The 26,392-nt window shown below is 72.4% G+C and carries 29 protein-coding genes and 1 pseudogene; 9 read left to right on the forward strand and 21 right to left on the reverse strand.

What is annotated here, in order from left to right; translation table 11 throughout:
- From ACFQ3T_RS17590 to ACFQ3T_RS17645, 12 genes and pseudogenes are all read right to left on the reverse strand, one after another.
- Positions 1–267, reverse strand: a pseudogene (locus ACFQ3T_RS17590) (hypothetical protein); the annotation flags it as partial.
- Positions 267–1,277, reverse strand: coding sequence for a Ppx/GppA phosphatase family protein (locus ACFQ3T_RS17595; protein WP_380724363.1), 1,011 nt, complete (start codon positions 1,275–1,277; stop codon positions 267–269). The gene ACFQ3T_RS17595 and the pseudogene ACFQ3T_RS17590, both read right to left, overlap by 1 nt.
- A gap of 27 nt (positions 1,278–1,304) precedes the next feature.
- On the reverse strand, positions 1,305–1,985 hold the full coding sequence (locus ACFQ3T_RS17600) for a response regulator (protein ID WP_380724364.1): 681 nt from the start codon (positions 1,983–1,985) through the stop codon (positions 1,305–1,307).
- Positions 1,982–3,178, reverse strand: a complete 1,197-nt coding sequence (locus tag ACFQ3T_RS17605) for a sensor histidine kinase (RefSeq protein ID WP_380724365.1) — start codon at positions 3,176–3,178, stop codon at positions 1,982–1,984. Before ACFQ3T_RS17605 ends, ACFQ3T_RS17600 begins: the two co-directional genes overlap by 4 nt.
- Before the next feature lie 334 nt (positions 3,179–3,512).
- Entirely contained in the window at positions 3,513–4,259 is a 747-nt protein-coding gene (locus ACFQ3T_RS17610) for a phosphoglyceromutase (protein WP_380724366.1), read from the reverse strand.
- 116 nt (positions 4,260–4,375) lie between these two features.
- Positions 4,376–4,630: a hypothetical protein gene (locus ACFQ3T_RS17615; protein WP_380724367.1), complete on the reverse strand. Its 255-nt coding sequence runs from the start codon at positions 4,628–4,630 to the stop codon at positions 4,376–4,378.
- A 118-nt stretch (positions 4,631–4,748) separates the two neighbouring features.
- Complete coding sequence (locus ACFQ3T_RS17620) at positions 4,749–6,323, reverse strand: AMP-binding protein (protein ID WP_380724368.1); 1,575 nt, start codon at positions 6,321–6,323, stop codon at positions 4,749–4,751.
- 415 nt (positions 6,324–6,738) lie between these two features.
- Complete coding sequence (locus ACFQ3T_RS17625) at positions 6,739–7,638, reverse strand: DUF4349 domain-containing protein (RefSeq protein ID WP_380724369.1); 900 nt, start codon at positions 7,636–7,638, stop codon at positions 6,739–6,741.
- 68 nt (positions 7,639–7,706) lie between these two features.
- On the reverse strand, positions 7,707–8,195 hold the full coding sequence (locus ACFQ3T_RS17630) for a type III secretion system chaperone family protein (RefSeq protein ID WP_380724371.1): 489 nt from the start codon (positions 8,193–8,195) through the stop codon (positions 7,707–7,709).
- Positions 8,192–9,445 carry a D-inositol-3-phosphate glycosyltransferase gene (gene mshA, locus ACFQ3T_RS17635; RefSeq protein WP_380724372.1) on the reverse strand — a complete coding sequence of 418 codons (1,254 nt, stop codon included), beginning with the start codon at positions 9,443–9,445 and terminating at the stop codon, positions 8,192–8,194. Before mshA ends, ACFQ3T_RS17630 begins: the two co-directional genes overlap by 4 nt.
- Positions 9,442–10,239: an alpha/beta fold hydrolase gene (locus ACFQ3T_RS17640; RefSeq protein WP_380724373.1), complete on the reverse strand. Its 798-nt coding sequence runs from the start codon at positions 10,237–10,239 to the stop codon at positions 9,442–9,444. The genes mshA and ACFQ3T_RS17640 overlap by 4 nt, the downstream gene beginning before the upstream one ends.
- Before the next feature lie 80 nt (positions 10,240–10,319).
- Positions 10,320–11,522 (reverse strand): L,D-transpeptidase, encoded by a 1,203-nt coding sequence (locus ACFQ3T_RS17645; RefSeq protein WP_380724374.1) that lies wholly within the window; start codon positions 11,520–11,522, stop codon positions 10,320–10,322.
- A gap of 32 nt (positions 11,523–11,554) precedes the next feature.
- Here ACFQ3T_RS17645 and ACFQ3T_RS17650 point away from each other — a divergent pair, with 32 nt between their 5' ends.
- Positions 11,555–12,286: an SDR family NAD(P)-dependent oxidoreductase gene (locus tag ACFQ3T_RS17650; protein ID WP_380724375.1), complete on the forward strand. Its 732-nt coding sequence runs from the start codon at positions 11,555–11,557 to the stop codon at positions 12,284–12,286.
- On the opposite strand, the gene ACFQ3T_RS17655 is transcribed toward ACFQ3T_RS17650, so the two are convergent.
- Both ACFQ3T_RS17655 and ACFQ3T_RS17660 read right to left on the reverse strand, forming a co-directional pair.
- Entirely contained in the window at positions 12,240–13,235 is a 996-nt protein-coding gene (locus tag ACFQ3T_RS17655; protein ID WP_380724376.1) for a chymotrypsin family serine protease, read from the reverse strand. The two genes, ACFQ3T_RS17650 and ACFQ3T_RS17655, sit on opposite strands and share 47 nt — an antisense overlap.
- A gap of 954 nt (positions 13,236–14,189) precedes the next feature.
- Complete coding sequence (locus tag ACFQ3T_RS17660; protein WP_380724377.1) at positions 14,190–14,645, reverse strand: hypothetical protein; 456 nt, start codon at positions 14,643–14,645, stop codon at positions 14,190–14,192.
- Between the two features lie 479 nt (positions 14,646–15,124).
- Between ACFQ3T_RS17660 and ACFQ3T_RS17665 the strand changes: the two genes are divergently transcribed.
- Positions 15,125–15,313 (forward strand): hypothetical protein, encoded by a 189-nt coding sequence (locus ACFQ3T_RS17665; RefSeq protein WP_380724378.1) that lies wholly within the window; start codon positions 15,125–15,127, stop codon positions 15,311–15,313.
- Positions 15,314–15,428: 115 nt separating this feature from the next.
- Here ACFQ3T_RS17665 and ACFQ3T_RS17670 read toward each other — a convergent pair whose 3' ends face one another.
- Complete coding sequence (locus ACFQ3T_RS17670; protein WP_380724379.1) at positions 15,429–16,535, reverse strand: UDP-N-acetylmuramate dehydrogenase; 1,107 nt, start codon at positions 16,533–16,535, stop codon at positions 15,429–15,431.
- Here ACFQ3T_RS17670 and ACFQ3T_RS17675 point away from each other — a divergent pair.
- The 5 genes from ACFQ3T_RS17675 to ACFQ3T_RS17695 are packed head-to-tail and all read left to right on the forward strand — an operon-like array spanning position 16,534 to position 20,538.
- Positions 16,534–17,028 carry a DUF2505 domain-containing protein gene (locus tag ACFQ3T_RS17675; protein WP_380724380.1) on the forward strand — a complete coding sequence of 165 codons (495 nt, stop codon included), beginning with the start codon at positions 16,534–16,536 and terminating at the stop codon, positions 17,026–17,028. The two genes, ACFQ3T_RS17670 and ACFQ3T_RS17675, sit on opposite strands and share 2 nt — an antisense overlap.
- Positions 17,007–17,810, forward strand: coding sequence for a class I SAM-dependent methyltransferase (locus ACFQ3T_RS17680; RefSeq protein WP_380724381.1), 804 nt, complete (start codon positions 17,007–17,009; stop codon positions 17,808–17,810). The genes ACFQ3T_RS17675 and ACFQ3T_RS17680 overlap by 22 nt, the downstream gene beginning before the upstream one ends.
- Before the next feature lie 10 nt (positions 17,811–17,820).
- On the forward strand, positions 17,821–18,555 hold the full coding sequence (locus tag ACFQ3T_RS17685; protein ID WP_380724382.1) for a maleylpyruvate isomerase family mycothiol-dependent enzyme: 735 nt from the start codon (positions 17,821–17,823) through the stop codon (positions 18,553–18,555).
- Between the two features lie 11 nt (positions 18,556–18,566).
- On the forward strand, positions 18,567–19,445 hold the full coding sequence (gene purU / locus ACFQ3T_RS17690; protein WP_380724383.1) for a formyltetrahydrofolate deformylase: 879 nt from the start codon (positions 18,567–18,569) through the stop codon (positions 19,443–19,445).
- 25 nt (positions 19,446–19,470) lie between these two features.
- Positions 19,471–20,538, forward strand: a complete 1,068-nt coding sequence (locus ACFQ3T_RS17695) for an LOG family protein (protein ID WP_380724384.1) — start codon at positions 19,471–19,473, stop codon at positions 20,536–20,538.
- Positions 20,539–20,756: 218 nt separating this feature from the next.
- Here the strand turns inward: ACFQ3T_RS17695 and ACFQ3T_RS17700 are convergent, their stop codons facing one another.
- Positions 20,757–21,305 (reverse strand): YbaK/EbsC family protein, encoded by a 549-nt coding sequence (locus ACFQ3T_RS17700; RefSeq protein ID WP_380724385.1) that lies wholly within the window; start codon positions 21,303–21,305, stop codon positions 20,757–20,759.
- A 70-nt stretch (positions 21,306–21,375) separates the two neighbouring features.
- Between ACFQ3T_RS17700 and ACFQ3T_RS17705 the strand changes: the two genes are divergently transcribed.
- Complete coding sequence (locus ACFQ3T_RS17705; protein WP_380724386.1) at positions 21,376–22,134, forward strand: MerR family transcriptional regulator; 759 nt, start codon at positions 21,376–21,378, stop codon at positions 22,132–22,134.
- Positions 22,135–22,190: 56 nt separating this feature from the next.
- Here ACFQ3T_RS17705 and ACFQ3T_RS17710 read toward each other — a convergent pair whose 3' ends face one another.
- The 5 genes from ACFQ3T_RS17710 to ACFQ3T_RS17730 all read right to left on the reverse strand — a co-directional run bounded on the left by ACFQ3T_RS17710 (position 22,191) and on the right by ACFQ3T_RS17730 (position 25,004).
- Entirely contained in the window at positions 22,191–22,745 is a 555-nt protein-coding gene (locus tag ACFQ3T_RS17710) for a type 1 glutamine amidotransferase domain-containing protein (protein ID WP_380724387.1), read from the reverse strand.
- 9 nt (positions 22,746–22,754) lie between these two features.
- On the reverse strand, positions 22,755–23,417 hold the full coding sequence (locus ACFQ3T_RS17715) for an alpha/beta fold hydrolase (RefSeq protein ID WP_380724388.1): 663 nt from the start codon (positions 23,415–23,417) through the stop codon (positions 22,755–22,757).
- Positions 23,411–23,695, reverse strand: coding sequence for a DUF2516 family protein (locus tag ACFQ3T_RS17720; protein ID WP_380724392.1), 285 nt, complete (start codon positions 23,693–23,695; stop codon positions 23,411–23,413). The genes ACFQ3T_RS17715 and ACFQ3T_RS17720 overlap by 7 nt, the downstream gene beginning before the upstream one ends.
- 116 nt (positions 23,696–23,811) lie before the next feature.
- Positions 23,812–24,516 carry a hypothetical protein gene (locus tag ACFQ3T_RS17725; RefSeq protein ID WP_380724389.1) on the reverse strand — a complete coding sequence of 235 codons (705 nt, stop codon included), beginning with the start codon at positions 24,514–24,516 and terminating at the stop codon, positions 23,812–23,814.
- Positions 24,517–24,521: 5 nt separating this feature from the next.
- Positions 24,522–25,004: a helix-turn-helix domain-containing protein gene (locus tag ACFQ3T_RS17730; protein ID WP_380724390.1), complete on the reverse strand. Its 483-nt coding sequence runs from the start codon at positions 25,002–25,004 to the stop codon at positions 24,522–24,524.
- Positions 25,005–25,107: 103 nt separating this feature from the next.
- On the opposite strand from ACFQ3T_RS17730, the gene tgmC reads away from it, so the two are divergent.
- Complete coding sequence (gene tgmC, locus ACFQ3T_RS17735) at positions 25,108–26,247, forward strand: ATP-grasp peptide maturase system methyltransferase (RefSeq protein WP_380724391.1); 1,140 nt, start codon at positions 25,108–25,110, stop codon at positions 26,245–26,247.
- Positions 26,248–26,392: the final 145 nt, after the last annotated feature.

Raw genomic sequence — 26,392 nt, forward strand, 5'->3', positions numbered from 1 at the left:
GACGGCGCGCTCCGCCGGGCGCTGCCGCTGCGGCAGTGGCGGCGGGGGCGGCGCGGCGGGCGGCGGCTCCGGTTCGTCGCGGATCGGCAGGAGCCGACCGCTGTCCGAGTTGACCCGGTCGATGATGGCCTGGGGAGCCGTGTCCGAGGCCTCTTCGGCACGGCGGCGTCGCCGACGCGGCGTCACCTCGCCGGAGCCCCCGCCGTACTGGGCGAGCAACTCCGCGACGGTGCGCTGGGTCTGCTCCGACTCGCTCTCTCGACTCATCAACTCCACCGTGCCCCGTGGCGGCCAGTCCGTCCAGTGTCACCCGTCCGGCGGGTGCGGTCCGACGGGGTGTCCTGGTGTGAACCATCAGTGTGGTCCAGACGACGCAGGATGACACCTTCCCGCAAGGCCCAGGGGCAAATCTCCAGCTCGGGGAGTGACAGGGCTCGCATCGTGGCGTCCGCCACCAGAGCACCCGCCACGAGCTGGTGCGCCCTGCTGGCGCTGACCCCTTCGAGGTCGGCCAGGTCGGCCGCTGACATGCGGGAGATGAACGCGATGAGCTGGCGGAGGCCCGCGTCGGTGAGCACGCGCCGGGCCCGCGGACCGGCCGACGACGGCGCGGCGCCGGTCAACCGGGCCAGCGTCCGGAACGTCTTCGAGGTCGCGACCACCCGATCGGGTGTACCCACTCGGAGGATCTTCTTCGCCACCGGGGCCAGCTGGTCAGCCAGCCACTCGGTGGTCTCCCCGATCTCGGCGCGGGTCGGCGGGTCGTTGCGGAACCGCGTGCGGGTCAACCTGCCCGCGCCGAGCGGCACCGAGAACGCCTCCTCCGGCTCCTCGTCCACGCCGATCGCGAGCTCCAGCGAGCCGCCGCCGATGTCGAGGCACAGCAGCCGGCCCGCCGACCACCCGTACCAGCGGCGCACCGCCAGGAACGTGTAGCGCGCCTCCTCCTCGCCGGTCAGCACCTGGAGGTCGACGCCGGTCTCGGCGCGCACCCGGTCGAGCACCTCGGCCGAGTTGCCCGCCTCGCGGACCGCGGACGTGGCGAACGCCATCAGGTCCTCGCAGCCCAGTCGCTCCGCCGCCGCCTTGGACGCGGCGACGGTGCGCACCAGCTGGTCGGCGCCCTCCCGCCCGAGCATGCCGGAGCCGTCCAGCTGCTCCGCGAGGCGCAGCACGGACTTCTCCGAACTCATCGGCGTCGGGTGGGCACCCCGATGAGCGTCCACCACCAAGAGGTGGACGGTGTTGGACCCGACATCAAGCACCCCTAGGCGCACGCGGTGCACCGTACCTGGTCGGGGTTCTCAGGATTCGAACTTGTAGCCCAGTCCGCGCACCGTGACGAGGTGGCGCGGCGTCGACGGGTCGGGCTCGATCTTCGAGCGCAGCCGCTTGACGTGCACGTCCAGCGTTTTCGTGTCGCCGACGTAGTCCGCGCCCCACACCCGGTCGATCAGCTGGCCGCGGGTCAGCACCCGGCCGACGTTGCGCAGCAGGTACTCGAGGAGGTCGAACTCCTTCAGCGGCAGGCTGACCTCGCCGCCGTCCACGGTGACGACGTGCCGCTCGACGTCCATCCGGACCGGCCCCGCCTCCAGGACCTGCGGCAGCAGCTCCTCGGACTCGCCGCCGCGGCGGAGCACCGCGCGGATGCGGGCGATCAGCTCGCGGGCCGAGTACGGCTTGGTGACGTAGTCGTCGGCGCCCAGTTCCAGCCCGACGACCTTGTCGATCTCGCTGTCCCGCGCCGTGACCATGATCACGGGCACGGCGGAGCGCGCGCGCAGCTGCTTGCACACGTCCGTGCCGCTCATGCCGGGGAGCATGAGGTCGAGCAGCACGATGTCGGCGCCGTTGCGGTCGAACTCCTCCAACGCCTCCTGGCCGGTGGCCGCGAGCGCCGCGGTGAAGCCCTCCTTGCGCAGCAGGAAGGCGAGCGGATCGGCGAAGGACTCCTCGTCCTCCACGATGAGCACCCTGGTCACAGCTCTCCTCCGGGTTTGCTGCCCGCGCCGCTCGGGACGGGGCTGGTCAGCTCCTGCTTGGGCAGGTCAGCGGTGGGCTCGTCCTCGTCGGGATGAGCCGGGATGCGCAGCGTGAAGGTCGAGCCGGTGCCGGGGAGGCTCCACAGCTTCACCTCGCCGCCGTGGTTGTTCGCGACGTGCTTCACGATGGCCAGGCCGAGGCCCGTGCCGCCGGTCGCGCGGGAGCGGGCCTTGTCGACCCGGTAGAAGCGCTCGAACACGCGGGTCTGCTGGTCCTCGGCGATGCCGATGCCGCGGTCGGTCACCGCGATCTCGACGAACCCGTCGACCAGCTTGCGGCTGACCGACACCGGGCTGCCCGGCGGCGAGTACGCGACCGCGTTGTCCAGCAGGTTGCTCAGGGCGGTGACCAGCAACGTCCGGTCACCCTCGACCTCCAGGCCGCTGGGCTCGTCGGTGGTGATGGCGATGCCCGCGGACTCGGCGGCCAGCTTCGACCGGCCCAGCGCCTCGGTGATCACCACGTCGACCTCGACCCGGCTCAGCTCCGGCAGCTTCTCCGCGCCCTGCAGCCGGGACAGCGCGATCAGCTCGGTGACCAGCGTGCCGAGCCGGGTCGCCTCCTGCATGATCTTGGCGCTGAACCGGCGGACCTCCTCCTGGTCGTCCGCCGCGTCGAGCACCGCCTCGGCGAGCAGCGCGAGCGCGCCCACCGGGGTCTTCAGCTCGTGGCTCACGTTGGCGACGAAGTCGCGCCGGGTCGCCTCCAGCCGCACCGACTCGGACTCGTCCGTGGCGTCGACCACGACGAAACCCTCGGTGAGCACTTTGACGGTGGCGTGCACGGCCTGCGGCTGGCGGCCCTTGATGACCTCCAGCGACGACAGGTCGACGGCGACGACGCCGCCGTTGCGGCGGGCCATCTCGGCGGCCTGGCGCGCCCGGTCGTCCACCCGGTTGTTGCGCACCACGCCCAGCTCCTCGGCGCGGGCGTTGTGCAGGACGACGTCGCCGAAGCCGTTGAGGACGACGATGCCGTCGGGCGAGGAGTGCACGACCCTGGCCATCAGGTCGGCCACGGTCAGGCCCTTGGGGCGGCTCTGTCGCGGCGCGGTGGCGCGTCCGGCGAGGAACGCCACGCCGCCGATCAGCAGAGCGCCGATCGACAGGACGAGGTAACCCGTTGCGGTCACAAGCGCATCGTAAGCAGGTCAGGGCCGGTGTGGCCTAGTGCGCGAAGCCGGTTCGTGACTCCTGTGACACCGTCTGGGACCGATGTTTTCCCGCCGGACGACCGTCGTTCACCCAATCGTGTCCAACCGGGCCGGGGACGTTCGGACGGGTGCCGCGCCGCGGACACCCGGTTCTCCGCCAGGTGACGCGCAGAGGACGTGCCGGGGGCGCGCCGAGACGTGCCGAGGGACGTGCCGAGGGCGTGCCGGGGGCCGGAAAGGCGAAACGGCGGCACGCGCGCCGGGGTGGTCCCCGTGCGCGCGCACCGCCGTCGAGTGGTGGAGCCGGTCGGTGTCAGCGGCCCTGGTTGGCCACGGCCTTGATCGCGTCGGCCGCCGCGTCCGGGTCGAGGTACTGGCCGCCGGGCGTGACGGGCTTGAGGTCGTCGTCGAGGTCGTAGCGCAGCGGGATGCCGGTGGGGATGTTCAGGCCCGCGATCGCCTCGTCGGAGACGCCGTCGAGGTGCTTGACCAGCGCGCGCAGCGAGTTGCCGTGCGCCGCGACGAGCACCGTCCGGCCGGCCCGCAGGTCGGGCACGATCGCCGACTCCCAGTACGGGATCATCCGCTTGACCACGTCGAGCAGGCACTCGGTCAGCGGCAGGTCCGGCCCGAGGTCCGCGTAGCGCGGGTCGGCGTCCTGGCTGAACTCCGTGCCGGGCTCGATCGGCGGCGGCGGGGTGTCGTACGAGCGGCGCCAGAGCATGAACTGCTCCTCGCCGAACTCCTCCAGGGTCTGCTTCTTGTTCTTGCCCTGGAGCGCGCCGTAGTGGCGCTCGTTGAGCCGCCAGTCCCGGCGCACCGGGATCCAGTGCCGGTCGGCCGCGTCGAGGGCGAGGTTCGCGGTGCCGATGGCGCGGCGCAGCAGCGACGTGTGCACCACCTCCGGCAACACGCCCGCTTCGCGCAGCAGCACGCCGCCGCGCTTCGCCTCGTTCACGCCCTTCTCGGACAGTGGGACGTCCACCCAACCGGTGAACAGGTTCTCCGCGTTCCAGACGCTCTCGCCGTGGCGGAGCAGCACCAGGGTTCCGACAGCCATGACCCTCAGCCTGCCAGATGCCCCGCGCCTGCTCACGCGGGTGGTGGGGCTGGGCTTGATCGGTGCAGCGGCCGGGCCGGGCCGAGGTGGCCCGACCCGACCCGATCAGCCGTCGGTCAGCCGCCGATCGCGCTGGCCCCCGAGCTGTTCACCAGGCCGCCCACGAGCTTGCTGATCACCTGGTTCGCGATCGGCACGCTGTTGACGAGGCCGCCCACGGCGGGGAGCGGCACGGCCCTGGTCTCGCCCTGGCCGACGACCTCGGCGAGGTGCTTCAGGTCGGTGTCGGTGGCGGCGTTGGCCGCCGGGGCGGCGAGCAGGACGGCGGCCGTGGCGCCGGCCGCGACGGCCAGCCTTCCGAGGATGCGCATGCGTGTGTTCTCCGATGTGTGTGCCGGGTTTTGCACACGACATGGTTGTGGCGCACCGCCGCCCCGGCACCGCGAGCGGCGGACATCAACACCATCGGGTGGTCGTCGGCCGCGCCGATCAGCCTGCCGGCGCACTCGCCTCGCGGGCGCGGAGGTCCTTGCGGAGGATCTTGCCCGACGCCGACTTCGGGATCGCCTCGATGAACTCGACCACCCGCACCTTCTTGTGCGGCGCGACCTGGGACGCCACGAACTCCATCACGCCCGCCGCGTCCAGCTCCGCGCCCGGCTGGCGGACGACGAACGCCTTCGGGACCTCCTCGCCGTCCTCGTCGCGCACGCCCACGACGGCGGCGTCGGCGATCGCCGGGTGCGTCAGCAGCAGGGCTTCCAGCTCGGCCGGCGGCACCTGGTAGCCCTTGTACTTGATCAGCTCCTTGACCCGGTCCACGATGCTGACCAGGCCGTCCTCGTCGATCACGGCCACGTCGCCGGTGTGCAGCCAGCCGTCGGCGTCCAACGTCGCGGCCGTGGCGTCGGGGTTGTTCAGGTACCCCTTCATGACGTTCGGGCCGCGGCACCACAGCTCGCCCCGCTCGCCGACGCCGACGTCCTCGCCGGTGGCCGGGTCGACGAACCGGCACTCCATGTTCGGCGCGATCACGCCGACGGTGCCGACGGAGATGTCGTCGCGGCCGTCCGGGATGGCGTGGCTGACCGGGCTCATCTCGGTCATGCCGTAGCCCTGGGACACGCGGCAGCCGAGGCGCTGGGCGACCGCCGCCGCGAGGTCCACGTCGAGCGGCGCGGCGCCGGAGAAGATCGTGTCGATCCCGGACAGGTCGTACTGGTCCACGAGCGGGTGCTTGGCCAGCGCCACGGCCACCGGCGGCGCGATGTAGACGCGGTCGGTGCGGTGGTCCTGGATGACCCGCAGGAACTCGGGCAGGTCGAACTTGGGCAGCGTCACGACCGTCGCACCCACGTGCAGGCCGTTGTTCATCAGCACCTGCATGCCGTAGATGTGGAAGAACGGCAGCACGGCGAGGATCTTGGTGTCGTCGCCGACCTTCAGCAGCGGCCCGCACTGGACGATGTTCGCGACCAGGTTCCGGTGCGTCAGCATCACGCCCTTGGCGCGGCCGGTCGTGCCGGACGAGTACGGCAGCACGGCCACGTCCTCGGCCGGGTCGATCGCCACCTCCGGCACGGGCTCCGCGTTGGCCAGCAACGACGACAGGCTCTCGTAGCCCTCGGCGGCGTCGAGGACCACCACGTCGGAGACGCCCGCCTTCTCCGCGCCGGGCGCGGCGTTCGGCAGCAGCACGGACACCGTGAACAGCATCCGGGCGCCCGCGTCGGCGAGCTGGTGCGCGACCTCGTCCGCCGTGTAGAGGGCGTTGATGGTGGTCGCGGTGGCGCCGGCCCGCAGGATGCCGTGGAACACGACGGCGTAGTACGGGGTGTTCGGGCTGAGGATGCCGACCACGTCGCCCTTGCCGATCCCCCGGGCGGCCAGCGCTGCGGCCAGGCGGTCGATCGCGCCGGCGAGCTGGGCGTAGGTCAGGGACGCGCCCGAGGCGCCGTCGACCAGGGCCACGCGGTCGGCGCGCGTCCCGAGGTCGGCGAACAACAGCTCGTGCAGGGAGACGTCCGGGACCTCGACATCGGGGAACGGACTGCGGAAGACCATGCGGCTGCCTCATTCATCCGGGGGCCGTGATCCCGCCATCGTGAGTCAAGCCACATCGCCGGTCAAGGCGGTGGGCGGTGACGCTAGAGCGTTACTTAACTCGGCTAATAGCACACGAATGGAGTAGTCCTGGCCCTTGTGGTGATCGCCGGCCATCTGCCAAGTTGGCAAGGCCCCGCGGGTCGGCTCCCACGCACTCCGACGACCTGCGCGGCACGAACCGCGGTTTGCAATCCCCCCGTCGAACCGCGGCCCGCGTGGGTATCCGGGCTCCCCCCGCCCGGACGCACCGCAGCGGGGACTGACGCGGGGCGGCTTGAGCTCGCGACTCCCCCTCTCTCCCAAGCCGCCCCGCGCTCCCGCGCCGTGTTGCTCTCAGTAGACTTTTCGTCAGAAAGCGTTACTCCGAACGGTGCTACGGCGTGACCGCGCCCTTCCGGCGCCGGCGCCACCACAGGTACCCGAACGCGGGCACGCCGAGGACCACGGCGAACGGCAGCACGGCGCCCACCACCACGGCCAGCCAGCCGAAAGCCGTCACCAACGCGCGCCAGCCGCCCGTGAACGCGGACAGGAACCCGGCCTCCTCCTCTTCCACGACGACCGGCGGCGCGCCCTTGGACGAGAAGGTGACGGTCAACGTCGCCATCGCGACCTGGCCCTTCAGCGTCTCGTACCGGCGCTGCAACGACTCCAGCTCGGACTGCCGCTCGGTCAGCTCGGCCTCGATGTCGGTGATCTCGGACGTGGTGGAAGCCCGTTCCAGCAGCCCGCGCACCCGCTCGACGCTGGCCCGCTGGTTGGCGATCCGCGCCTCGATGTCCACGACCTGCTCGGTCACGTCGTCGGTGCGCAGCTCGCGCTTGACGACCTCGGCGCCCTCCAGCCGGCCGATGGCCTCCAGCACCGGGTCGAGCCGGTCGCCGGGCACCTTCACCGTCACCGAGGCCTGGTCGTGCTGCGACCTCTCCTGCGCCGAGTACCCGCCCTGCTCGAGGACGAGGTCCTTCACCCGCGCCAACGCCGAGGCGACGTCACCGGTGCGCAGGTCGACCGTCGCCGTGCGGACGAGCTGGCGGTTCTGCTCGGCCGACGTGCCGGCCTGCCGCGCCTCACCCGCTTGGCCCTGGCCCTGGTCCTGGGCTCGGCCCTGGCCCGCGGATTCCTGCTTCGGCATCCCGCCGGGCGTCTGCGCGCCCTGCTGCGGCGCGACCGCCGCCTGGTCGGCCGAACCCGACGACGAGTTCGTCGCCGCGCACCCGGCCAGCGCCACCACCGCGAACGCGGCGAACGCCAACCCCACCCGTCTGCCCATCTGCCCTCCCCTGGTCCAACGTCACCAGGTGGACGGCAGCCGCCCCTACCGCAGTTGCGCGCGGGCGATCACGATTCGGACACCAGGTGCCGGAACGCCTGGAGGTTGGCCAGCGACTCGCCGCGCGACACCCGCCAGTCCCACTCGCGCTGGATGGCGCCCGCGAACCCGATCTCCAGCAGCGTGTTGAAGTCGCCGTCCGCGGCCTCCACCACCTGCCCGAGCACCCGGTCCAGCTCGTCGGGCGTCACGGCGTGCGGCGCGACCCGGCCGACCAGGTAGATGTCACCGGTCGTGTCGATCGTGTAGTGCACGCCGTAGAGCTTCGCGTTGCGCCGCAACAGGAACCGGTAGACGTCCTCGTGCGCCTCGTCCGGCTTGCGGCACACGAACGCCTCGACGACCAGCGCGTGCCTGCCGACGACGAGCCAGCAGTTGGTCTGGAGCTTCTTGGTGCCCGGCAGGGTCACGAAGAACCTGCCCGGCTCCTTGCGGTCGTAGCGCAGCTCCCGTTCGTCCAAAGTGGACCTGATCAGGTCGTCCAGTTGCCGGCTCAAGCGAAGACCTCCTCGCGGAACACATCACGTGCCTCGGCGTACCCGGCCAGGAGCGACTCAGTCGTCCGGTCCCAGGAGAACCGGCGCGCGTGCCACACCGCGTTGCCGGCCAGCTCCTCGCGACGACCGGCGTGCAGCGCGATGTCGGACAGCACCCGCGCCCACGCCGCCGGGTCGTGCCCGTCCACGAGCGCGCCGGACACACCATCCCGCACCGCCACCGGCAGCCCGCCGACGGCCGCCGCGACGACCGGCGTGCCGCACGCCTGCGCCTCCAGCGCGACCAGGCCGAACGACTCGTTGTAGCTGGGCACGGCGACCACGTCGGCCGCGCGGTAGACCTGCGCCAGCGCCGCGCCGCCCTGCGGCGGCAGGAACCGCGTGACGTCCGAGATCCGCAGCTCGGCGGCCAGCCGCACCAGCTCCTCGGGCGTCTTCATGCCCGAGCCGGACGGCCCGCCGACGACCAGCACCGCGAGCCGCGACCGCAGGCCCGGATCACGCGCCACCATCTCGGCGGCGGCCCGCAGCAGCACGTCCGGCGCCTTCAGCGGCTGGATGCGCCCGACGAACGCCAGCACGACCGAGTCCGGCCGCAGCCCCAGCGCCGCGCGCGCCGCGTCCCGGTCGCCCGGCGTGAACCGCTCCAGGTCCACGCCCGGCGGCACGACCAGCACCTTGCCCGGGTCGGCGTCGTACAGCTTGACCAGCTCCGCGGCCTCGACCTCGGTGTTGGCGACGAGCCGGTCGGCCTCGGCGACCACCTGCTCCTCGCCGATCACCCGCATCCGCGGCTCGGGCGTGTCGTCCGCCGCCAGCGCCAGGTTCTTCACCTTGGCGAGGGTGTGCGCGGTGTGCACCAGCGGCACCGCCCACCGCTCCCGGGCGAGCCAGCCGACCTGCCCGGAGAGCCAGTAGTGCGAGTGCACGACGTCGTAGTGGCCGGGCTCGTGCCGCGCCTCGGCCCGCAGCACGCCCGCGGTGAACGCGCAGAGCTGGCCGGGCAGCTCCTCCTTGCTCAGGCCCTCGAACGGGCCGGACACCACGTGCCGCACCTTGACGCCCGGCGCGAGCTCGGCGACCGGCGGCAGCTCCGACGACGTGGCCCGGGTGAAGATCTCCACCTCGATGCCGCGGCGGGCCATCCGGGTGGCGGTCTGCACGATGTAGACGTTCATGCCGCCCGCGTCGCCCGTGCCGGGCTGCTCCAGCGGCGACGTGTGCACGGAGAGCACCGCCACCCGCTTCACCGGGACACCTCCGCGACGAAACCGGCGAGGTCGGCGGCGAACCGCTCGGGCTGTTCGAGGAACGGCGCGTGCGCGGTGCGGTCGTAACGGCGCAAGTCGGCTCCGGGGATCAGGGCCGCCGCGTACTCGCCGGCGGCCGGGTCGACCACCTCGTCGGCGGTGCCGTGCACCACCAGTGTCGGCTTGTCGACGGCCCTCAGCACGGCGGCGCTGTCGACGTCACGGCGGAACATGTCGCGGCGCACCCTCGGCGGCACGCGCAGCGCCGTGCCCAGCAGGCGTTGGACCAGCTCACCGGGCAGGCCGGGCGCCTGGTCGCGGCAGAACTCGGCCAGCGCGGGCACGGCCACCCCCGGGTCCTCCGACAGCGAGGGCGCCAGCGTGGCCTCCACCAGCCGCCCGGTCGCCCCGCCGGGCCGGCCGCGGCCCAGCTCGGTGATCGCGCCGACCAGCACCAGCCCGGACACCCCGGCCGTGCCGTGCGCGCGCAGGTAGTCGGTGATCACCAGGCCGCCGTAGGACCAGCCGACCAGCACCGCGGGCCGCCCGACGTGGTCGAGCACCGCCTTCAGGTCCGCCGCCCACGACGCCGAGTCGCGGTAGCCGCCCTCGGTGATCTCCGAGGCGCCGTGACCGCGCAGGTCCGGCGCGTACGAGCGCGACGTCGGATCGGGCGACCACACCTCCCCGGACTGGGCCCACCCGTGGACCAGCACGACCGCCGGCGCGTCCACCGGGCCCGACTCGCGAACCGAGAGCCGCACGCCCTCAGCGGTGAGGAGAGATGTCTGCACGATCTAGAACAACGCTCGGGTCATCCCATCACTTCCCCGGCCTGCTCAGATCACAACGCGGAGGCCGGGCGCCGCGAACGTCACAGCGCGCTCATGGTCTGCCACTGCGACCACGGGATCTGCCAGTCGTACCACTCGAACTGGGCGGGCAGGGCGGTGATCGAGCCCGTCACCTCGACCGGGTCGCCGACGAGCGCGCTGTCGTAGTACGCCTTGGCGTCGGCCTCCAGCAGGTTGGCGCAGCCGTGCGAGGTGTTGTTCTTGCCGATGTTGGCCGCGTTGTCGTTGTTCTCGTGGATGAACTCGCCGTGGTTCGAGAACCGCACGGCCCACTTCTTGATCACGTTGGTGTAGCCGTAGCGCGGGTTGTCGAAGCTCCACTGCTCGTCCTTCTGCATCACGACGAACGTGCCGTTGGGCGTGGTCAGCTCCGGGTCGGCGTCCTTGCCGAACGACGCCGGGTAGGTCGCCACGGTCTGCCCGTCGCGCTGCACCACGAGCTGGTGCGTCGGCGTGTCGATCTTCACGACCTGGTTGCGGCCGATGGTGAAGTCGCTGGTCACGTCCGCGCGGCCGTACGCGCCGCCGCCGTAGTGCACGCCGTAGAGCTTCGCCTCGACGTGGACCCGCGTGTTGGCGGGCCAGTACTTCTCCGGCCGGTAGTGGACCTGGCGCGAGCTGAGCCAGGCCCAGCTGCCCTTGACGCCCGCCGAGTTGGTGACGGTCAGCGCCCGCTCCACGGTGGCCCGGTCGGCGACGTCGACGTCGAACTCGACCTTGATCGGGACGGCGACGCCCACGGTCTGGTCGTCGCCGGGGAAGAGGGTGGCCCGGACCTGGGCGGCCGGGTTGAGGGTGGTGAACGCGCCCTTCAGCTCGACCGGCCTGCCGTCGGCGCCGGTGGCCTTGCCCGCGTAGGTGTAGCTCTTGCCGAAGCCGAGCGGCTCGGTGGTGGCCCAGGACTTCCGGTCGTCGGCGAGCGCGCCCTTGACCGCCTGACCCTCGGGGTTGGTGACGGCGACCTCGTCGATCGCGCCGTCGGCGACGGTGACCCGCACCGGGACGTTGACCGGAACGTCCTTGGCGCCGTCGGCCGGCACGGTCGCGAACGTGGCCACGGGCGGGTTGTCGCCGCCGGCGGGCTTGGCCGTGCCCTGTTCCACGCTCGCCGAGCACCCGGCGAGCAGAGCCGCGCCGGCCAGCAGGGCCACCCATCTCCTGTGCACTTTCGACCTCCCGGTGGAAGGACGTCCCACGGGGCTCACGGTGCGAGTGATCCGCATCACACGATGTCGCACCGAATAAGATCGGCCGGGTGAACCGTCCTATCGCAGTCGTGACCGGAGCCAGCGCGGGGATCGGCGAGGCCACCGCCCGCAGGCTCGCCGCCGAGGGCTTCCACGTGGTGCTCGGCGCCCGGCGGATCGACCGCCTCAAGGCTATCGCGGACGAGGTCGAGGGCACCGCCGTCGAGCTCGACGTCACGTCCGCCCCGTCGGTCGAGGCGTTCCTGGCCGCCGTGCCGGAAGCCCGCGTCCTGGTCAACAACGCCGGCGGCGCGCGGGGCCTGGCCACCGTCGCCGACGCCGACGAGGACCACTGGCGCTGGATGTGGGAGACGAACGTTCTCGGCACGTTGCGCGTCACCAAGGGCCTGCTGCCGAAGCTGATCGCCTCCGGCGACGGGCACGTCGTCACGGTGACGTCGGTCGCCGCCTACGAGGCCTACGACAACGGCTCCGGCTACACGTCCGCCAAGCACGCGCAGTCGGCGCTGCACCGGACGCTGCGCGGCGAGCTGCTCGGGCAGCCGGTGCGCGTGACGGAAGTCCTGCCCGGCATGGTGGAGACGGACTTCTCGGTCAACCGGTTCGACGGCGACGCCGAGCGGGCCGCCGCCGTCTACCAGGGCGTGACGCCGTTGACCGCGGACGACGTGGCCGACGTGATCGCGTTCGCGGTGACCCGGCCGTCCCACGTCAACCTGGACCAGATCGTGCTCAAGCCCCGCGCCCAGGCCTCCGCGGCGCGGGTGCACCGGGAGTGATCAGGTCCACGTCGAGCTGGTCGAGCACCGGCCCGATCGGGTTCGCGAAGACCCGGTCCCGGCTGCCGCCCAGGTAGAGGCCGACCACGTGGTTGGCGTCGTCCAGCAGGACGGCGCCCGAGTCGCCGTGGTCGCCGAACCGGGGCGACTCGACCCGGATCTGGTCGCGCAGGGTGCGGACGCCGATGCCGACGCCGAAGTCCAGCGTGACGGCGGCGTCGGTGGAGGCCACCACGCCCTCGGTGACGGCCGTCGTCCGGCCGCGCTTGCGCACCCGCTGCCCCACCCGGGCGTCCGCCCAGCCGCGCACCGGCCCGAGGCCGACCACCTCGGGCCGCACGTGCGGGGTGGTGAGCATGATCGCGGCGGCGTCCACGCTGCCGGACAGCGCCGCCCGCGCCAGCGCGCCCACCCGGTCGTGCACCGGGTGCCCGCCGTCGACGCGGGACGGGTGCACCATCGGGTCGCCGACCGCCCAGGCGTCGTCCACGCACGCCACGTGGAACGACGTCAACGCCATCACCAGGTGCCGACGGCGCGGCGTGACCAGCGCGCCCAACGTCCCCGCCACCACGTAGTCGTCGGCCTCCGGGACGTCCGGCGGGACGAACCGGATCGCCCGGCTCGGCCCGATGCCGATGCCGCCGACCAGCAGCTCGTGCCGCTCGGCCCCGCTCACGCTCTCCGGCGACGCGATGGTGTGGTGCGGCGCGAACGAGTCCTCGACCACGTCCGTCGGCACGCCGAGGACGTCCGGCGGGATGGCGAACTGCGCGGCCGGGCCCTTGTGGCGGACGAAGACCACGATCGCCGGCTCGCCCGTCGCCCGGCCCGCGACGGTCTTCTCCCCGAGGTCGACACCCACGACACCGGGCCGGCTCAGGAAGTCGTCCTCAACCAGCCTCTTGATCGGCCTGATGACCGCGCGCTCGTCGTCCGGGTAGGCCATGACGACCTCCAACGGGTGCCTCTACCTCCATGAAACGCGCGCAGTGAGGATTCGTCACACGGAGTCACCCGTTCGGCCGTTCCACCTCGTGGCCGGCGCTGGGTTCCAAGCGCGGCGTCAGCCGTCGAAACCGCAGGGACCGGTCGCCCCGACCGAAGTTTCACACGATCTTGGTCCAGACCACTTCAGTCCTAAGTGGATAGCGTAACAGTGTCAGATTTCGCCGCCGCAAACCCGCTGGCTGGGAAAACAGCCGACTATTCGCCACCACATCGAAAGACCGAGGGTGGTGACCTGAGTCACTATCCGAAGAAGCGAGCGGTGGGGAATCAGAAACGTTGGCTATCGTGACGTCTCGAAACCGTTCCACCGTTCGGCGGTAATGAACGGCGATCGGAGAACGATAGGGCTCACGGCACGACGAAAGGGCCGGCTGACAGCGGCAACTGTCAACCGGCCCGGCTCGACCGCGAACAGCCGAGAGGCGCGATGCGTGCACAGGTTCTGGGGCCGGGGCACGCACCGCTGGGCGCCTGGGGAGTCAAGCCCTGCAGAGGGTTTGACTCCCCCGAGTGACTGGCCGCCTCACCAGGCGCCCAAGTCGCCCTCCCGCCGCCCGCCCCGGAACTCGGCAAGTCTCGGAGCGGCTTCGGGAGTGCAACCGGTCACAACCGGTCGAGTAGACCGTACGTAATCAGGCTGCCTCACACCAAATGCCCGGATGGGTGATGCATGTCTCGCCAGGGACCACTCGCCGAAGTGCTGTAGACCATACTCCCAGCTCGCCCTGCGCGCTCGCATCGAACGAGCCCCGCTGTGCAGTCCGCAGGACCATCACCCAAAGTCATATCCGAATCACCGTCGTGCCGACTTGACCCGTTCGCGCGGTTGGGACGCGGAAGGGGGGGGACCACCAGGTCGCCGCCCTTCGCCACACCGAGTTTCGTCCGCCGCTCATCTCCGACCGGAACGCCGACGCGGCCGACGCCGCTTGGGGCGCCGAGCGGGGAGCGGCCGGACCGGCAGCTCCGCTTCCGCCTGTCCGGTCCTCTTGTTCACCAGGGTGGCCGACCTGGGGGTGCGGATCAGCAGGATGTACGCCAGGACGACACCCGCCAAGGCCGTGACGGCCACCGCGTAGTTCAACTCCGGAGCGATCCCGGACAGGTGGCCCACGACGGCGACCGCGGCCGCCGCCACCGCGCCACCGATGACCGCCATCGTCAACGAGGCCGCCACGGCGAACCGCGAACCGGACGAGGTTTGACTCCTCCCCGCCAAGCGGAACCCGTCCAGGTTGAACTCGACCTCCAGCGCCTGACGGTCAACGAGGATGTCCGACCGGTCGGTGGGTGCGCCGGTGCCCGGCAGCTCGTCGTTACCGGTCGTCGTCGACGACTTGGTCATCATGGTCCCTTGCTACTCGAGGCGGACGTGCGCGGAAGGGCGTCTGCGGACGAGCAGCGTAGCGCACCATACAATCGACGCCCCCCTGACACCCCCACAAGAGGCACACAATAGCCACATTTGAACATCATGTTATGGCCCCTAGGAGCACACGATAGGGTTACATCACATGTACATCATCTTGACATGACCCGCAGCCCTAGTAAGACTGACTACACGTCCGACGGCTTGGGACGATCATGGAGGACTACCCGGGCCCACGACGGGTCCCACCCTGGCGGCAACCGGGGCGGGGCAGGGGAGAAGATCAGGGCTTCCCGTACTGGCCGGAGGCCCTGGAAAGGAACGGCTTCACGTCGTTCACTCGGCAGCAGGGGGCGGGAAGGGTGTTACACATGTCCGCTAAGGATGAGGCTCTCGCAGAGCGGGAACATTCCAAATCTTCGTCACGAGGACATGGAACTGCCCTGGAACGGGTCAGCGTGAACTTGACCCCTCGGTCGGTGCGCGCGTTGGACGAGGTGGTCGGCCGCAGCGGCGACAGCAAGACGGACACGATCAACCGCGCCCTCCAGGTGTACGCATACCTGGAGGAGATCAACGATCGCGGTGGGGCGATCTACGTCAGGGACGGCGAGGGCGCCGAACTGGAGCGGGTCCGGTTCTTCTGATCGCGGAAGCACATCGTTGCCCCGTTCCCCACGTCGTGACGGCGGTCGGGCGTCTGCACGCCCTTCAACCGGTCAGCGCTGTCACAGGGGGACGGGGCAACGTGCCGTCGGGCCCTCAGATCTCGCAGCCCACCAGCACGGGCTCCGGGTGCAGCTCGACGCCGAACGCCGAGCGCACGCCGTCGCGCACCTCGCGGGCCAGGTCCAGCAGGTCCTCGGTCGACGCGCCGCCCCGGTTGGTCAGCGCCAGCGTGTGCTTGGTGGACAGGCCGACCCGGTCGCCGCGGCCGCGGTAGCCGCGGGTGAAGCCCGCCCGCTCGATCAACCAGGCCGCCGACAGCTTCGAGTGGCCGTGGCCCGCCGGGTACGTCGGGACGTCCACGTGCGGTCCGAGCCGCTCGGCGATCCGGATCAGCACGCCTGCCAACGTCGAGTCGTCCAGCAGCGGGTTGGTGAAGAACGAGCCCGCGCTCCACGTGTCGTGGTCGGTCGGGTCGAGCACCATGCCCTTGCCGCGCCGCAGCTCCAGCACCGCCTTGCGGGCCGCGTCGGCGGGCACCCGGTCACCGGGCGCGACGCCCAGCACGCGGGCCAGCTCGCCGTACCGGATCGGCGCGGACTGGCCGCCTGCCGTCAGCGCGAACCGGGCGCGCAGCACCACGGCGTGGTCCGTGCCCTTCAGCACGCTCGTGCGGTACGCGAGGCCGAGGCCGTCCGCGGGCACCTGGTGCACCCGGCCGGTGCGCCGGTCCAGCAGGTCGACGGACGTGAGGACCTGCGCGATCTCCACGCCGTACGCGCCGACGTTCTGCACCGGGGTGGCGCCGACCAGGCCGGGGATGCCGGACAGGCACTCCAGCCCGCCCAGGCCCTGCGCCACGGCCTCCGCGACCACCGAGTCCCAGTCCTCGCCCGCCTCGACGGTGAGCTGCACCAGCCCGTCGCCCAACGGGTCGAGCCGGCGGCCGGACGTACCGACCTGGACCGCGGTGCCGGGGAACCCGGCGTCCGAGACGACAAGGTTGGAGCCGCCGCCGAGCAGCAGCAGCGGCTCGCCGGACGCGTCCAGCTCGCGCACGGTCTCGACCAGTTCGGCGGCTGTGGTGGCGCGCGTGAACCTGGCCGCGGGGCCACCGAGCCGCAGCGTGGTGCACTCGGCCAGCGGCACACGGGCACTGGAGGGCGGGGTGGTCACGACCGAGAACGGTAGCCTCCGCGACATGGCACGCCGCATCGAGCACCGAACCACGTCCCGCTGGCCCGCGGGCGACGTGTACGCAGCGCTGGTGGACGAGACGTACCTGCGCGACCGGCTGGCCGCGCTGGGTGGCACGGACCCGGAGCTGGTCGCCTTCACCACCACCGACCAGAGCACGTCGTACCAGCTCAAGCAGGGTGTGCCGGCCGACAGGCTGCCGTCGATGGCCCGCGGCCTGCTGGGCGGCGACCTCGTGATCCACCGCGCCGAGTCGTGGACCGGGGCGGGCCGCGCGGGCACGGTCGAGGTGACGTTGGACGGCGTTCCGGGCCGGCTGGACGGCACGGTGACGCTCGCCGACACCGCGAGTGGGAGCGAACTCACCCTCGTGGGTCAGGTCAAGGTGGGCATCCCGCTCATGGGCGGCAAGCTGGAGGCGCTGATCGCCGAGCAGGTCGCCCAGCTGCTCGACAAGGAAACCGAGTTCACCGCCGAATGGCTCGCACGCCGCGCCTAGCCGCGGGCCGGGCGCGCGCGCTCGGCCTGCCCACGAGAGGCACCACCAACCCGAACCGCCTGCGCCGGGTCGACCGGTGGGTGGCGCACACCTACCGCGACCTGCTGTCCGGGCCGGAGCCGCTGGTGGTAGACCTCGGCTACGGGTCGTCCCCGGTCACCACGGTCGAGCTCGCGGCACGGCTGCGCGCCGTCAACCCGGACGTCCGGGTGCTCGGGCTGGAGCTGGACGCGGACCGCGTCGCCGCCGGCAAGGAGGTCGCCGACCCGCCCCGGCTGGACTTCCGGCGCGGCGGGTTCGAGCTGGCCGGCGCCCGGCCCGTGCTGCTGCGCGCGTTCAACGTCCTGCGCCAGTACACCGAGGAGCAGGCGGCGGAGGCGTGGGACACCATGGTCGGCCGGCTCGCGCCCGGAGGGGTGCTGGTCGAGGGCACGTGCGACGAGATCGGCCGCCGGTGCTGCTGGGTCGCGCTGACCGCGGAAGGACCGCGGACGTTCACGCTGTCGTGCCTGCCCGCGGACCTGGAGACGCCCGGCGACCTGGCCGAACGGCTGCCGAAGGCGTTGATCCACCACAACGTGCCCGGCGAGAGGGTGCACGCCCTGCTCAGCGAGCTGGACGCGTGCTGGGCGACGGCCGCGCCGTTCGCGCCGTACGGGCCGCGGGCCCGGTGGGTGGAGGCCGTGCGGCTGCTGGCCGACCGCGGCTGGCCCGTGCTGGACGACCGCAGGCGGTGGCGGCTCGGCGAGGTCACGCTGCACTGGGACGTCGTCAGTCCCTAGGCTGTGCGGAGTGGACCACGCGGATTTCGTGCAGCACATGAGGACCGAGTACGCCGCCCTGCGGGCCGCGGCCGTGGCCGCCGGACCGGACGCGCCGGTGCCGACCTGTCCCGGGTGGACCGTGCGCGACCTGGTCGACCACCTGGGGCGGACGCACTCCTGGGCGTTGCGGGCGCTGCGCACGCCGCCCGACGGCGAGCGCCCCGCGGCCGACGACCGCCCCGCCGACTGGGACGAGCTGCTCGCCTGGGGGGAGGCCACGCTCGCGGAGCTGGCCGACACGCTGGCCGGCTCGCCGCCGGACACCCCCGCCTGGTCGTTCACCGGTCCCCGCGAGTACGGCTTCTGGTCGCGCCGGCAGGCGCACGAGACGGCGATCCACCGGCTCGACGCCGAGCACGCCCGGCACGGCGCCGACGTGCCGACGCTGCTGTTCGACGTGGAGTTCGCGGCGGACGGCGTCGACGAGTACCTGACCCGCATGGTGGTGCGCGCCGCCGAGCGCCGGCCGGTCGAGGTGTCCGGTCGCGTGCTGTTCCACGCCGCCGACGCCGGTCGGGCCTGGGAGCTGCGGCTCACGCCCGGCGAGCCGCCGCGGGTCGGTCCGGTCACCGACTCGGGCACCGACGAGGACGCCACCGTCGCGGGCACCGCCGACGCGCTGTACCGGGCGGTGTGGGGCAGGCCGAGCGGCGCCATCGCATCGGGTGACAGGTCGCTGCTGGACGGGCTGCCACGACCGTAGATACTTCCGACGTGCCTCTGCCTGAACGACGCTACGTGATCACCTTCGGCTGCCCGGACCGCACCGGCATCGTGGCCAGGATCTCCTCGTTCCTGGCCGAGCACGGCGGGTGGATCGTGGAGGCCGCGTACCACACGGACCCGACCACCAACTGGTTCTTCACCCGCCAGGAGGTGCGGGCGGACTCGCTGCCGTTCGACGTGGACGAGCTGCGCACCCGGTTCGCCGTCGTCGCCCGGGACCTCGGCGCGCACCCCGGCTCGTGGCGCGTCACGGACAGCGGCGAGCGCCGGCGCGTGGTGATCCTGGTGTCGAGGGAAGGGCACTGCCTGTACGACCTGCTGGGCCGGGTGGCGTCGCGGGAGCTGGACGTGGACGTGTCGGCGGTCATCGGCAACCACGCCGACCTGGCCGGGATCACCAGGGCGCACGGCATCCCGTTCCACCACGTGCCGTTCCCGGCGAACGACCCGGAGGGCAAGCAGGCGGCGTTCGCGCAGCTGCGGCAACTGGTCGACGCGCACGAGCCGCACGCGGTGGTGCTGGCCAGGTTCATGCAGATCCTGCCCGCCGAGCTGTGCGCCGACTGGGCGGGCCGGGCGCTGAACATCCACCACAGCTTCCTGCCGTCGTTCGTCGGGGCGCGGCCGTACCACCAGGCGCACAGCCGGGGCGTGAAGCTGGTCGGGGCGACGTGCCACTACGTGACGGCGGACCTCGACCAGGGGCCGATCGTCGAGCAGGACGTGATCCGGGTCGACCACACCGACTCGATCAACGACATGGTCCGCAAGGGCCGTGACATCGAGAAGGTCGTGCTGGCCCGCGGTCTGCGCTGGCACCTCGAAGACCGCGTGCTGGTGCACGGGAACCAAACCGTCATCTTCTAGCCGGCGCGGGACGTACGCTGCGCCGGTGCGCACCGAGTACACCGACCCCGACCGGGTCCGCGCGGCGGACGACTTGCGGCACGCCGTGCTGATCGGCCTCGACCTGAGCGACGTGGACCTGCGCGTGCCGATGGACGGCGCGCTGTTCCTCGGCTGCGCGCTCTCGCCCGTGGCGCAGCGGCGCGCGGCGGCGGCCGGCGCGCTCGTGTTCCCCGCGATCCCCGACCTGCCGTACGAGGTGTACCGGTCGCGGCTCTACACGCCGGCCGAGCTGTTCGCCGGGTTCGACCCGGACGACCCGGTGACCTACGCGGACACCCCGGACGCCCTGATCTACGAGCACAGCCGCGCGCAGGGCCACAACCCGGACCCGCTGCACGCGCTGGCCGAGCGCCTGCACGACCACGCGATCACCGCCGCGTTGGCGGACGCGCTGCACGGCGCGCCGGTCGCGGTGATGGGCGGGCACGCGCTGGGCCGTGACACGGACGGCTACCGGCGCGCGGTGGCGCTGGGCGCGGCGCTCGGCGAGGCCGGCTTCACCGTGCTGACCGGGGGCGGTCCGGGCGTGATGGAGGCCGTGCCGCTGGGCGTGCGGGCGGGCGTGGACGACGCGCTGCTGAAGGAGCTGGCGAGGGCGCCGAGGTTCGGCGACGACGCCGAGTCGATCGGCCGCTGGATCGCCGCGTGCCCGACGGACCTGCCCACCTCCGACCGGCCGCGCACGATCGGCATCCCGACCTGGTTCTACGGCCACGAGCCGCCGAACCCGGCGTGCGAGCTGCACGCCAAGTACTTCGCCAACTCGGTGCGCGAGGAGGGCCTGCTCACCATCGCGACCGGCGGCATCATCTACACGCCGGGCAGCGCGGGCACCGTGCAGGAGGTCTTCCAGGACTACTGCCAGAACCACTACGGATCGGTCGGCCCGGCCGCCCCGATGGTGTTCCTGGGCAAGGACTTCTGGGTGGACGAGGTGCCGGCCGCGCCGCTGGTCCAACGCCTGGCCCGCGGCCGCGAGGCGGAGCGCTGGATCCTGGTCACCGACGACACCGACGAGGCAGTCGCCTTCCTGCACGACTACACCGCCTGACCACACGCCCCACCGCGCCCACCGCGCCACCAGACCGCGCTCACCACCGACGCGCCCACCGCCGCGCCGCGACCACCACGCCGCGAGGTCGCGTCGGTCGTTCGCGCCTGATTTCCAGGCGATCACGCTTTTCCGATCGTCGGGAAATCAGGCGCGAACGACCGACTTCCAGGCGACCGAGCCGCGACGCCGGAGGCGGCGCCATTCAACACAGCAATTCACACAGCCAGGCCGTCCACGGTCTCGGCGCCCGGCAGCTTCGCCAGCACCTCGCCGGGCACGAGCAGCTTGCTGCCCCGGATGCCGCTGCCGATCACGAGTTCCGGCGCGGCGGCGACCTGCGGCGACAGCAGCACCGGCCAGTCCGCGGGCAGGCCGAGGGGCGTGATGCCGCCGTACTCCATGCCGCTGAGCGACACCGCGTCGTCCATCGGGGCGAACGACGCCTTGCGCGCGTCCAGCCGCCGCCGGACGACGCCGTTCACGTCGGCCCGCGTCGTCGCGAGCACGACGCACGCCGCGTACCGGACGACGTCACCGCGCTTGCCCGCCACGATCACGCAGTTGGCCGACGCCTCCAGCGGCGAGCCGTAGTGCGCGCAGAACTCCGCCGTGTCGGCGAGCGTCGGGTCGATCTCGGCGACGGCGAGCCGCCCGCCGTCGGGCAGCGACCTGAGCGCGGCGGCCACCGGGTCCGCCACGAGGTCGAGCCGGTCGAGGGCGCGCACGGGGGTCAGGGTGCCTGCGATGGTCCACACGCCCACCATCCTGCCGGCAGGCTTGACGTTGACGTTGCGTCAACCTCTAGCGTGGTCCGCACAGGGAGGGAGCACGGTCATGGCCTGGTCGATCGCACAGGTCGCGCGCATGTCGAAGGTGACTTCGCGGACGTTGCGGCACTACGACGCGATCGGGCTGCTCGCACCGGCGTGGGTCGGCGGCAACGGCTACCGGTACTACGAGCGCGAGCAGCTGCTGAGGCTCCAGCAGATCCTGCTGCTGCGCGACCTGGGTCTCGGCCTCGACACCGTCGCCGAGGTCCTGGACGGGCGGCACCGGACGGTCGACGTGCTGCGCAACCACGCGCGGCGGCTGGCCGCCGAGCAGGAACGGCTGGCGCGGCTGGCCAGGACCGTGTCCCGCACGATCGAGGAACTGGAAGGAGGTGACCGCATGAAGATGGAAGAGCTGTTCGACGGCTTCGACGCCGACCGCCAGGCCCGCTACGAGGCGGAACTCGTGGAGCGCCACGGTGAGGGCGTGCGGGAGCACATCGACGCGAGCAAGCGCCGGATGGGCGACTGGACGAGGGCCGACGCGGACGCGTTCCTGGCGGAGTGGCGGGCCGTGCTGACGGCGTACGCCGAGCTGTTCCGGGCCGGCGTGGCCGCCGACGCGCCGGAGGCGCTGGACGTGACCGACCGGCACCACGCGTGGCTGAAGCGCAGCTGGACGCCCAACCGGGAGTCGTACACCGGGCTGGGCCGCATGTACGTCGACGCGCCGGAGTTCACGTCGCAGATCGACGAGCACGCCGAGGGCCTGGCCGAGTACGTGCGCGACGCGATGGCCGCGTACGCCGAGGCCCGCCTCTAGGGTCCGCGGGGAGGTGCACATCCCCGCGGACGCCGGGTTTCACCGGCCCGGGACGGTCACGAGCCCTGCAGCCCGAACGCCTTCACCGCCTCGCGGTTGAACGCGGGCAGGTCGTCGGGCTTCCGGCTCGTCACCAGGGTCCAGCCGCCCTTGGCGCAGACGCTCACCTCCGCGTCGTCCCACTGGCCGCCCGCGTTGCGGATGTCGGTGGCCAGGCTCGGGAACGAGGTCAGCGCCTTGCCGCGCACCACGTCCGCCTCGACCAGCAGCCACGGCCCGTGGCAGATCGACGCGATCGGCTTGCCCGCGGCCACGTGCTGCACGACGAACCGGACGGCGTCGCGGTCCATCCGCAGGAAGTCGGCGTTGGCCACCCCGCCGGGGATGACCACGCCGTCGTAGTCGTCGGGGTCGGCGTGCGCGAACGGCACGTCGACGTCGAACGAGTCGGCGGGGGTCAGGTGGTCGAACGCCCGAACCTGCCCCAACCTGGGCGCGAGCAGGCGCGGCACCGCGCCGGCCTTCTCGACGTGCTGCCAGGGGTCGGTCAGCTCGACCTGCTCGATGCCCTCCGTGTCGACCAGGAAAGCGATCTTCTTCGGTTCGGCCATGCCTGTCGGCTACCCGCGCAGGAAGTCGGACAACCACCCGCGGACGTCGGCGCGGTGCGCGAGCCACGACGGCACGAGCTCCAGCCTGCCGTTCGGGAACGCGCCCGCGACCTGCTTGGCCACGTCCTCCGGGTGCAGCGGGTCGCGCGTCGCGCCGATCACCAGCACGGGCGCCGTGACGCGTGCCAGCGCCGCCCGGTCGGCCACCGCGACCTGACCCGGCAGCTCGGCCAGCGCGCCGTCCAGCCTCGCGAACGCGCGCCGGCGTTGGGCCTGGTAGTCGGGTGGCCCGCCGACTGCGGCGATGGCGTCCTCGCGGCTCAGCAGGGGCCTCGGCTCGTCCAGCACGGCGGGCAGCAGCAGGGCGACCCGGTCGAACGCGTCAGGTTCGTCGGCCAGCAGCGCGAGGAGCGCGCCCGCCGTCAGGGACACGCCGATCGCCCGCGTCGCGCCCGTCTGCCGGGCGACTTCGCGCAGGTCGGCGGCGATCCGCCGGTAGTTCCAGTAGCCCTCGGGCGCGTCCGGCGCGTCGCCGTGGGACGGGAGGGTGATCACGACCTTCGTGCCCGGCAGACCGGACGTGGGCAGGCGTGCTTCGCCGGGTGTCGCGCCGAGGCCGTGGCCCACGAGCGTGACGGGCGCTCCGGAGCCGAAGCTCCGGTGCGTCACCACCGGGGGCCGCGCTGGACCTCGATCAGCCGCGGCCGGACGTCGACCACGTACACCGTGACCGCGACCAGCCCGGCGAGCCAGAACATGGCACCGGCGGAGAACGGGTGGAACAGCAGCAGCGCGAACGCGCCACCACCGGTGATGCCGAGCCACGCGGGCTTGGTCATGCGCTCGGCCGCCGTGTACGCGTCGGCGCGCTGCGTGAGCGCGTGCGCGAACGCGAACACGCCCATGACCAACGCGGCGTAGTACGCCGCGAACATGACCCAGGCGTCCAGGTAGAGGGGACTGAAGGCCGGGAACGATGGCAGCACGTCACCAGCCTACGTGCGCGGCGCGGTCCCGGTACAGCCGAAACGGGGCGGCCCTGGTGGGACGCCCCGTGCCGGTCGGGTCACTTGCCGGTGTCGGTGGGCTTCTTCGCCGCGGTGGGGCGGGGCGACGCGCCGGTGGACTTCGGCGTGGTGGCCTTGGCGGTGGCCGGGGTCGCCTTCGTCGCGGCCGGCTTGGCCGACGCGGCGCGGGCGGTGGCCTTGCGGGACGTGTCGCGCACCTCCGCGGCGACGTCACCGCCGACCTCGACCACGGTCTCCGCCAGCTTCTCGCTCGCGTCGTCCAGGTCGTCGGCGACCTTCTCGGCGACGACCCGGGTCTTGCGGCTCACCTTGCCGAGCACGTCGTCGGCCAGCACGCGGGCGTCGGCGGCGGCGGCCTCGGTGCGCTTCTGCGCCGTCTCGACGGCCTCTTCGACCTGGTTGAGCGCCTTCTGCAGCTGCGGCTGGGTCTTCAGCTTCTCCAGCGCCTGCTCGCCGTGCTCGGCCAGGAACTGGTAGAGGTTCAGCGCCGACTGCGTGTACGCGTCGACGACCTTGCGCAGCTCCGCCGGGTCCAGCTTCTCGCGCAGGTCCTTGCCCAGGTCGGCCGACTCGGCGGCGGTCCGGGCCGACTCGGCGCGCTCGCGGGCCTTGCCCAGCGCCTCGATGACGGCCTTGGCGGCCAGGTCACCGGCGCCGAGGGCGGCGAGCAGCGGCGTGCGGGCGGCGGCGACGGCCTGCTCGCCGGCCTTGCGCAACTCCTCGGTGGTGGGCAGGTTCGGCATGGAGATCACTCCTCGGGCTTGGTCTGGGTGGCGGCTGTCCGCTCGCCTGCTGTCTGCTTGTCGGCTGTCTGCTTGCCGGCTGTTCGGGTGCCGACCGCCTGCGTGCCCGCTCCGTCGGCGGTGTTCTCGCGCCGGAACGACTCGTAGACGTCGAGCAGCACCTGCTTCTGCCGCTCGGTCAGGTCGGGGGCGGTGACGATGGCGTCCGCCAGGGCGCCGCCTTCGCGCTGCTCCAAGATCCCGGCCTCGACGTACAGCGCCTCGGCCGAGATCCGCAGCCCCTTCGCGATCTGCTGCAGGATCTCCGCGCTCGGCTTGCGCAGACCGCGCTCGATCTGGCTGAGGTACGGGTTGGACACCCCGGCGAGCTTCGCCAGCTGCCGCAACGAGATCTTGGCCGTGTTGCGCTGCTCGCGGATGTACTCGCCGATGTCGCGGCCGAGATCGGCCACCGCCTTGTCGATGGACTTGTCCAACTCTCGCGGCACCTCCTCGATCCGTGAATTCGACGGTACGCGGAGGTGCTAGCAGTTGCAAGCGGAGTGCTAGCAACACGGACGTGTGCTCCCCCACAGCGCTACGGTGGTGGGCGTGGACGTCGCGGCGAACCTGCGCGGACGGCTCGTCGACTCGCTGCTGGCCGCCGACGTGCTCCGCGATCCGCGCTGGGCCGAGGCGTTTCGCCAGGTCCCGCGCCACGTCTTCCTGCCGGGCTTCTTCGCCCAACGCCCGGACGGCGCCTGGGAGCCGATCACCTCCGACCACCCCGACCACCTCGCGCTGGTCTACCGCAACGAGGTCTGCGTGACCCAGCTGAACGGCGACGACCGCGCGTGGGAGCAAGCACTCGCCACCGGTTCCGCGCCGGGGGTACCCACCAGTTCGTCCAGCATGCCGACGATCATGGCGATCATGCTGGAGGCGCTGGCCGTCGCGCCGGGCGACCGGGTGCTGGAGATCGGCACCGGCACCGGCTACAACGCCGCCCTGCTCTGCCACGTGCTCGGCGACTCGCGCGTGACGTCGATCGACGTCGACCCCGGCGTGCTGGCGCGGGCCCGCTCCCGCCTCGACGTCGCCGGCTACCGGCCCACGTGCGTGGTCGGCGACGGCGAGCAGGGGCACGCGCCGAACGCGCCGTACGACCGCGTCCTGGGCACGTGCGCGGTGTCGCGCATCCCGGCGGCGTGGATCGCGCAGACCGCGCCGGGCGGCCTGATCATCACCACGTTCAACCGGGCCATCGGCGCGGGGCTGGTGCGGCTGACCGTGCGGGACGGACGGGCCACCGGCCGCGTGCTGCCGGAGGACGGCCGGTTCATGCCGCTGCGCGCGCACCGCCAGGCGTGGGCCGACGACGCGCTGGTCGACGCCGTGAGCGCCGAGCCGCGCACCTCCCGCACGACGCTGCTGCCGTCGCGGGCCGTCGTGGACCCGTCCAGCGGGTTCGAGTTCTTCGCCGGGCTGGTCCTGGCGGACGTGGTCGTCGCCGCCGAGCCGATCCGGCTGGTCCACCCCGACGGGTCGTGGGTCCGGCACCGGGGCGCGGTCGTCGACCAGGGCGGGCCGCGGGCGCTGTGGGACGAGGCCGAAGCCGCCTACCGGCAGTGGCAGGCGCTCGGCAAACCCCGCCGCAGGCAGTTCACGTTCACCGCGACGCCGACCGAGCAGCACTTCGCGCTCGACGGCACCGACCTGACGTGGCCGCTCACGACCCGGCCGCCCACCTGACCCGGCCGGTCAGTCGAGCAGCTCCTCCAAGAAGCTCCGCCTGCGGTGCGGGTGCTGGTAGTCGTAGTAGCCGCCGGGGTACGCGGGCGGCGGCGGGCCGGGCACGGTGCCGGGCGGCGGCTGGTACGGGGGCGGCGCGCCGGCG

It is taken from the genome of Saccharothrix hoggarensis (genome assembly GCF_042678885.1).
GTDB lineage: Bacteria > Actinomycetota > Actinomycetes > Mycobacteriales > Pseudonocardiaceae > Actinosynnema > Actinosynnema hoggarensis.

What these genes read in the sequence shown, in the direction of transcription:
- ACFQ3T_RS17610 (WP_380724366.1), bottom strand. Translation starts at nt 4,259, where the DNA reads ATGGCTGTCGGAACCCTGGTGCTGCTCCGCCACGGCGAGAGCGTCTGG.
- ACFQ3T_RS17615 (WP_380724367.1), bottom strand. Translation starts at nt 4,630, where the DNA reads ATGCGCATCCTCGGAAGGCTGGCCGTCGCGGCCGGCGCCACGGCCGCC.
- ACFQ3T_RS17620 (WP_380724368.1), bottom strand. Translation starts at nt 6,323, where the DNA reads ATGGTCTTCCGCAGTCCGTTCCCCGATGTCGAGGTCCCGGACGTCTCC.
- ACFQ3T_RS17625 (WP_380724369.1), bottom strand. Translation starts at nt 7,638, where the DNA reads ATGGGCAGACGGGTGGGGTTGGCGTTCGCCGCGTTCGCGGTGGTGGCG.
- ACFQ3T_RS17645 (WP_380724374.1), bottom strand. Translation starts at nt 11,522, where the DNA reads ATGCGGATCACTCGCACCGTGAGCCCCGTGGGACGTCCTTCCACCGGG.
- ACFQ3T_RS17655 (WP_380724376.1), bottom strand. Translation starts at nt 13,235, where the DNA reads ATGGCCTACCCGGACGACGAGCGCGCGGTCATCAGGCCGATCAAGAGG.
- ACFQ3T_RS17660 (WP_380724377.1), bottom strand. Translation starts at nt 14,645, where the DNA reads ATGATGACCAAGTCGTCGACGACGACCGGTAACGACGAGCTGCCGGGC.
- ACFQ3T_RS17675 (WP_380724380.1), top strand. Translation starts at nt 16,534, where the DNA reads ATGGCACGCCGCATCGAGCACCGAACCACGTCCCGCTGGCCCGCGGGC.
- ACFQ3T_RS17670 (WP_380724379.1), bottom strand. Translation starts at nt 16,535, where the DNA reads ATGTCGCGGAGGCTACCGTTCTCGGTCGTGACCACCCCGCCCTCCAGT.
- ACFQ3T_RS17680 (WP_380724381.1), top strand. Translation starts at nt 17,007, where the DNA reads ATGGCTCGCACGCCGCGCCTAGCCGCGGGCCGGGCGCGCGCGCTCGGC.
- ACFQ3T_RS17700 (WP_380724385.1), bottom strand. Translation starts at nt 21,305, where the DNA reads ATGGTGGGCGTGTGGACCATCGCAGGCACCCTGACCCCCGTGCGCGCC.
- ACFQ3T_RS17705 (WP_380724386.1), top strand. Translation starts at nt 21,376, where the DNA reads ATGGCCTGGTCGATCGCACAGGTCGCGCGCATGTCGAAGGTGACTTCG.
- ACFQ3T_RS17710 (WP_380724387.1), bottom strand. Translation starts at nt 22,745, where the DNA reads ATGGCCGAACCGAAGAAGATCGCTTTCCTGGTCGACACGGAGGGCATC.
- ACFQ3T_RS17725 (WP_380724389.1), bottom strand. Translation starts at nt 24,516, where the DNA reads ATGCCGAACCTGCCCACCACCGAGGAGTTGCGCAAGGCCGGCGAGCAG.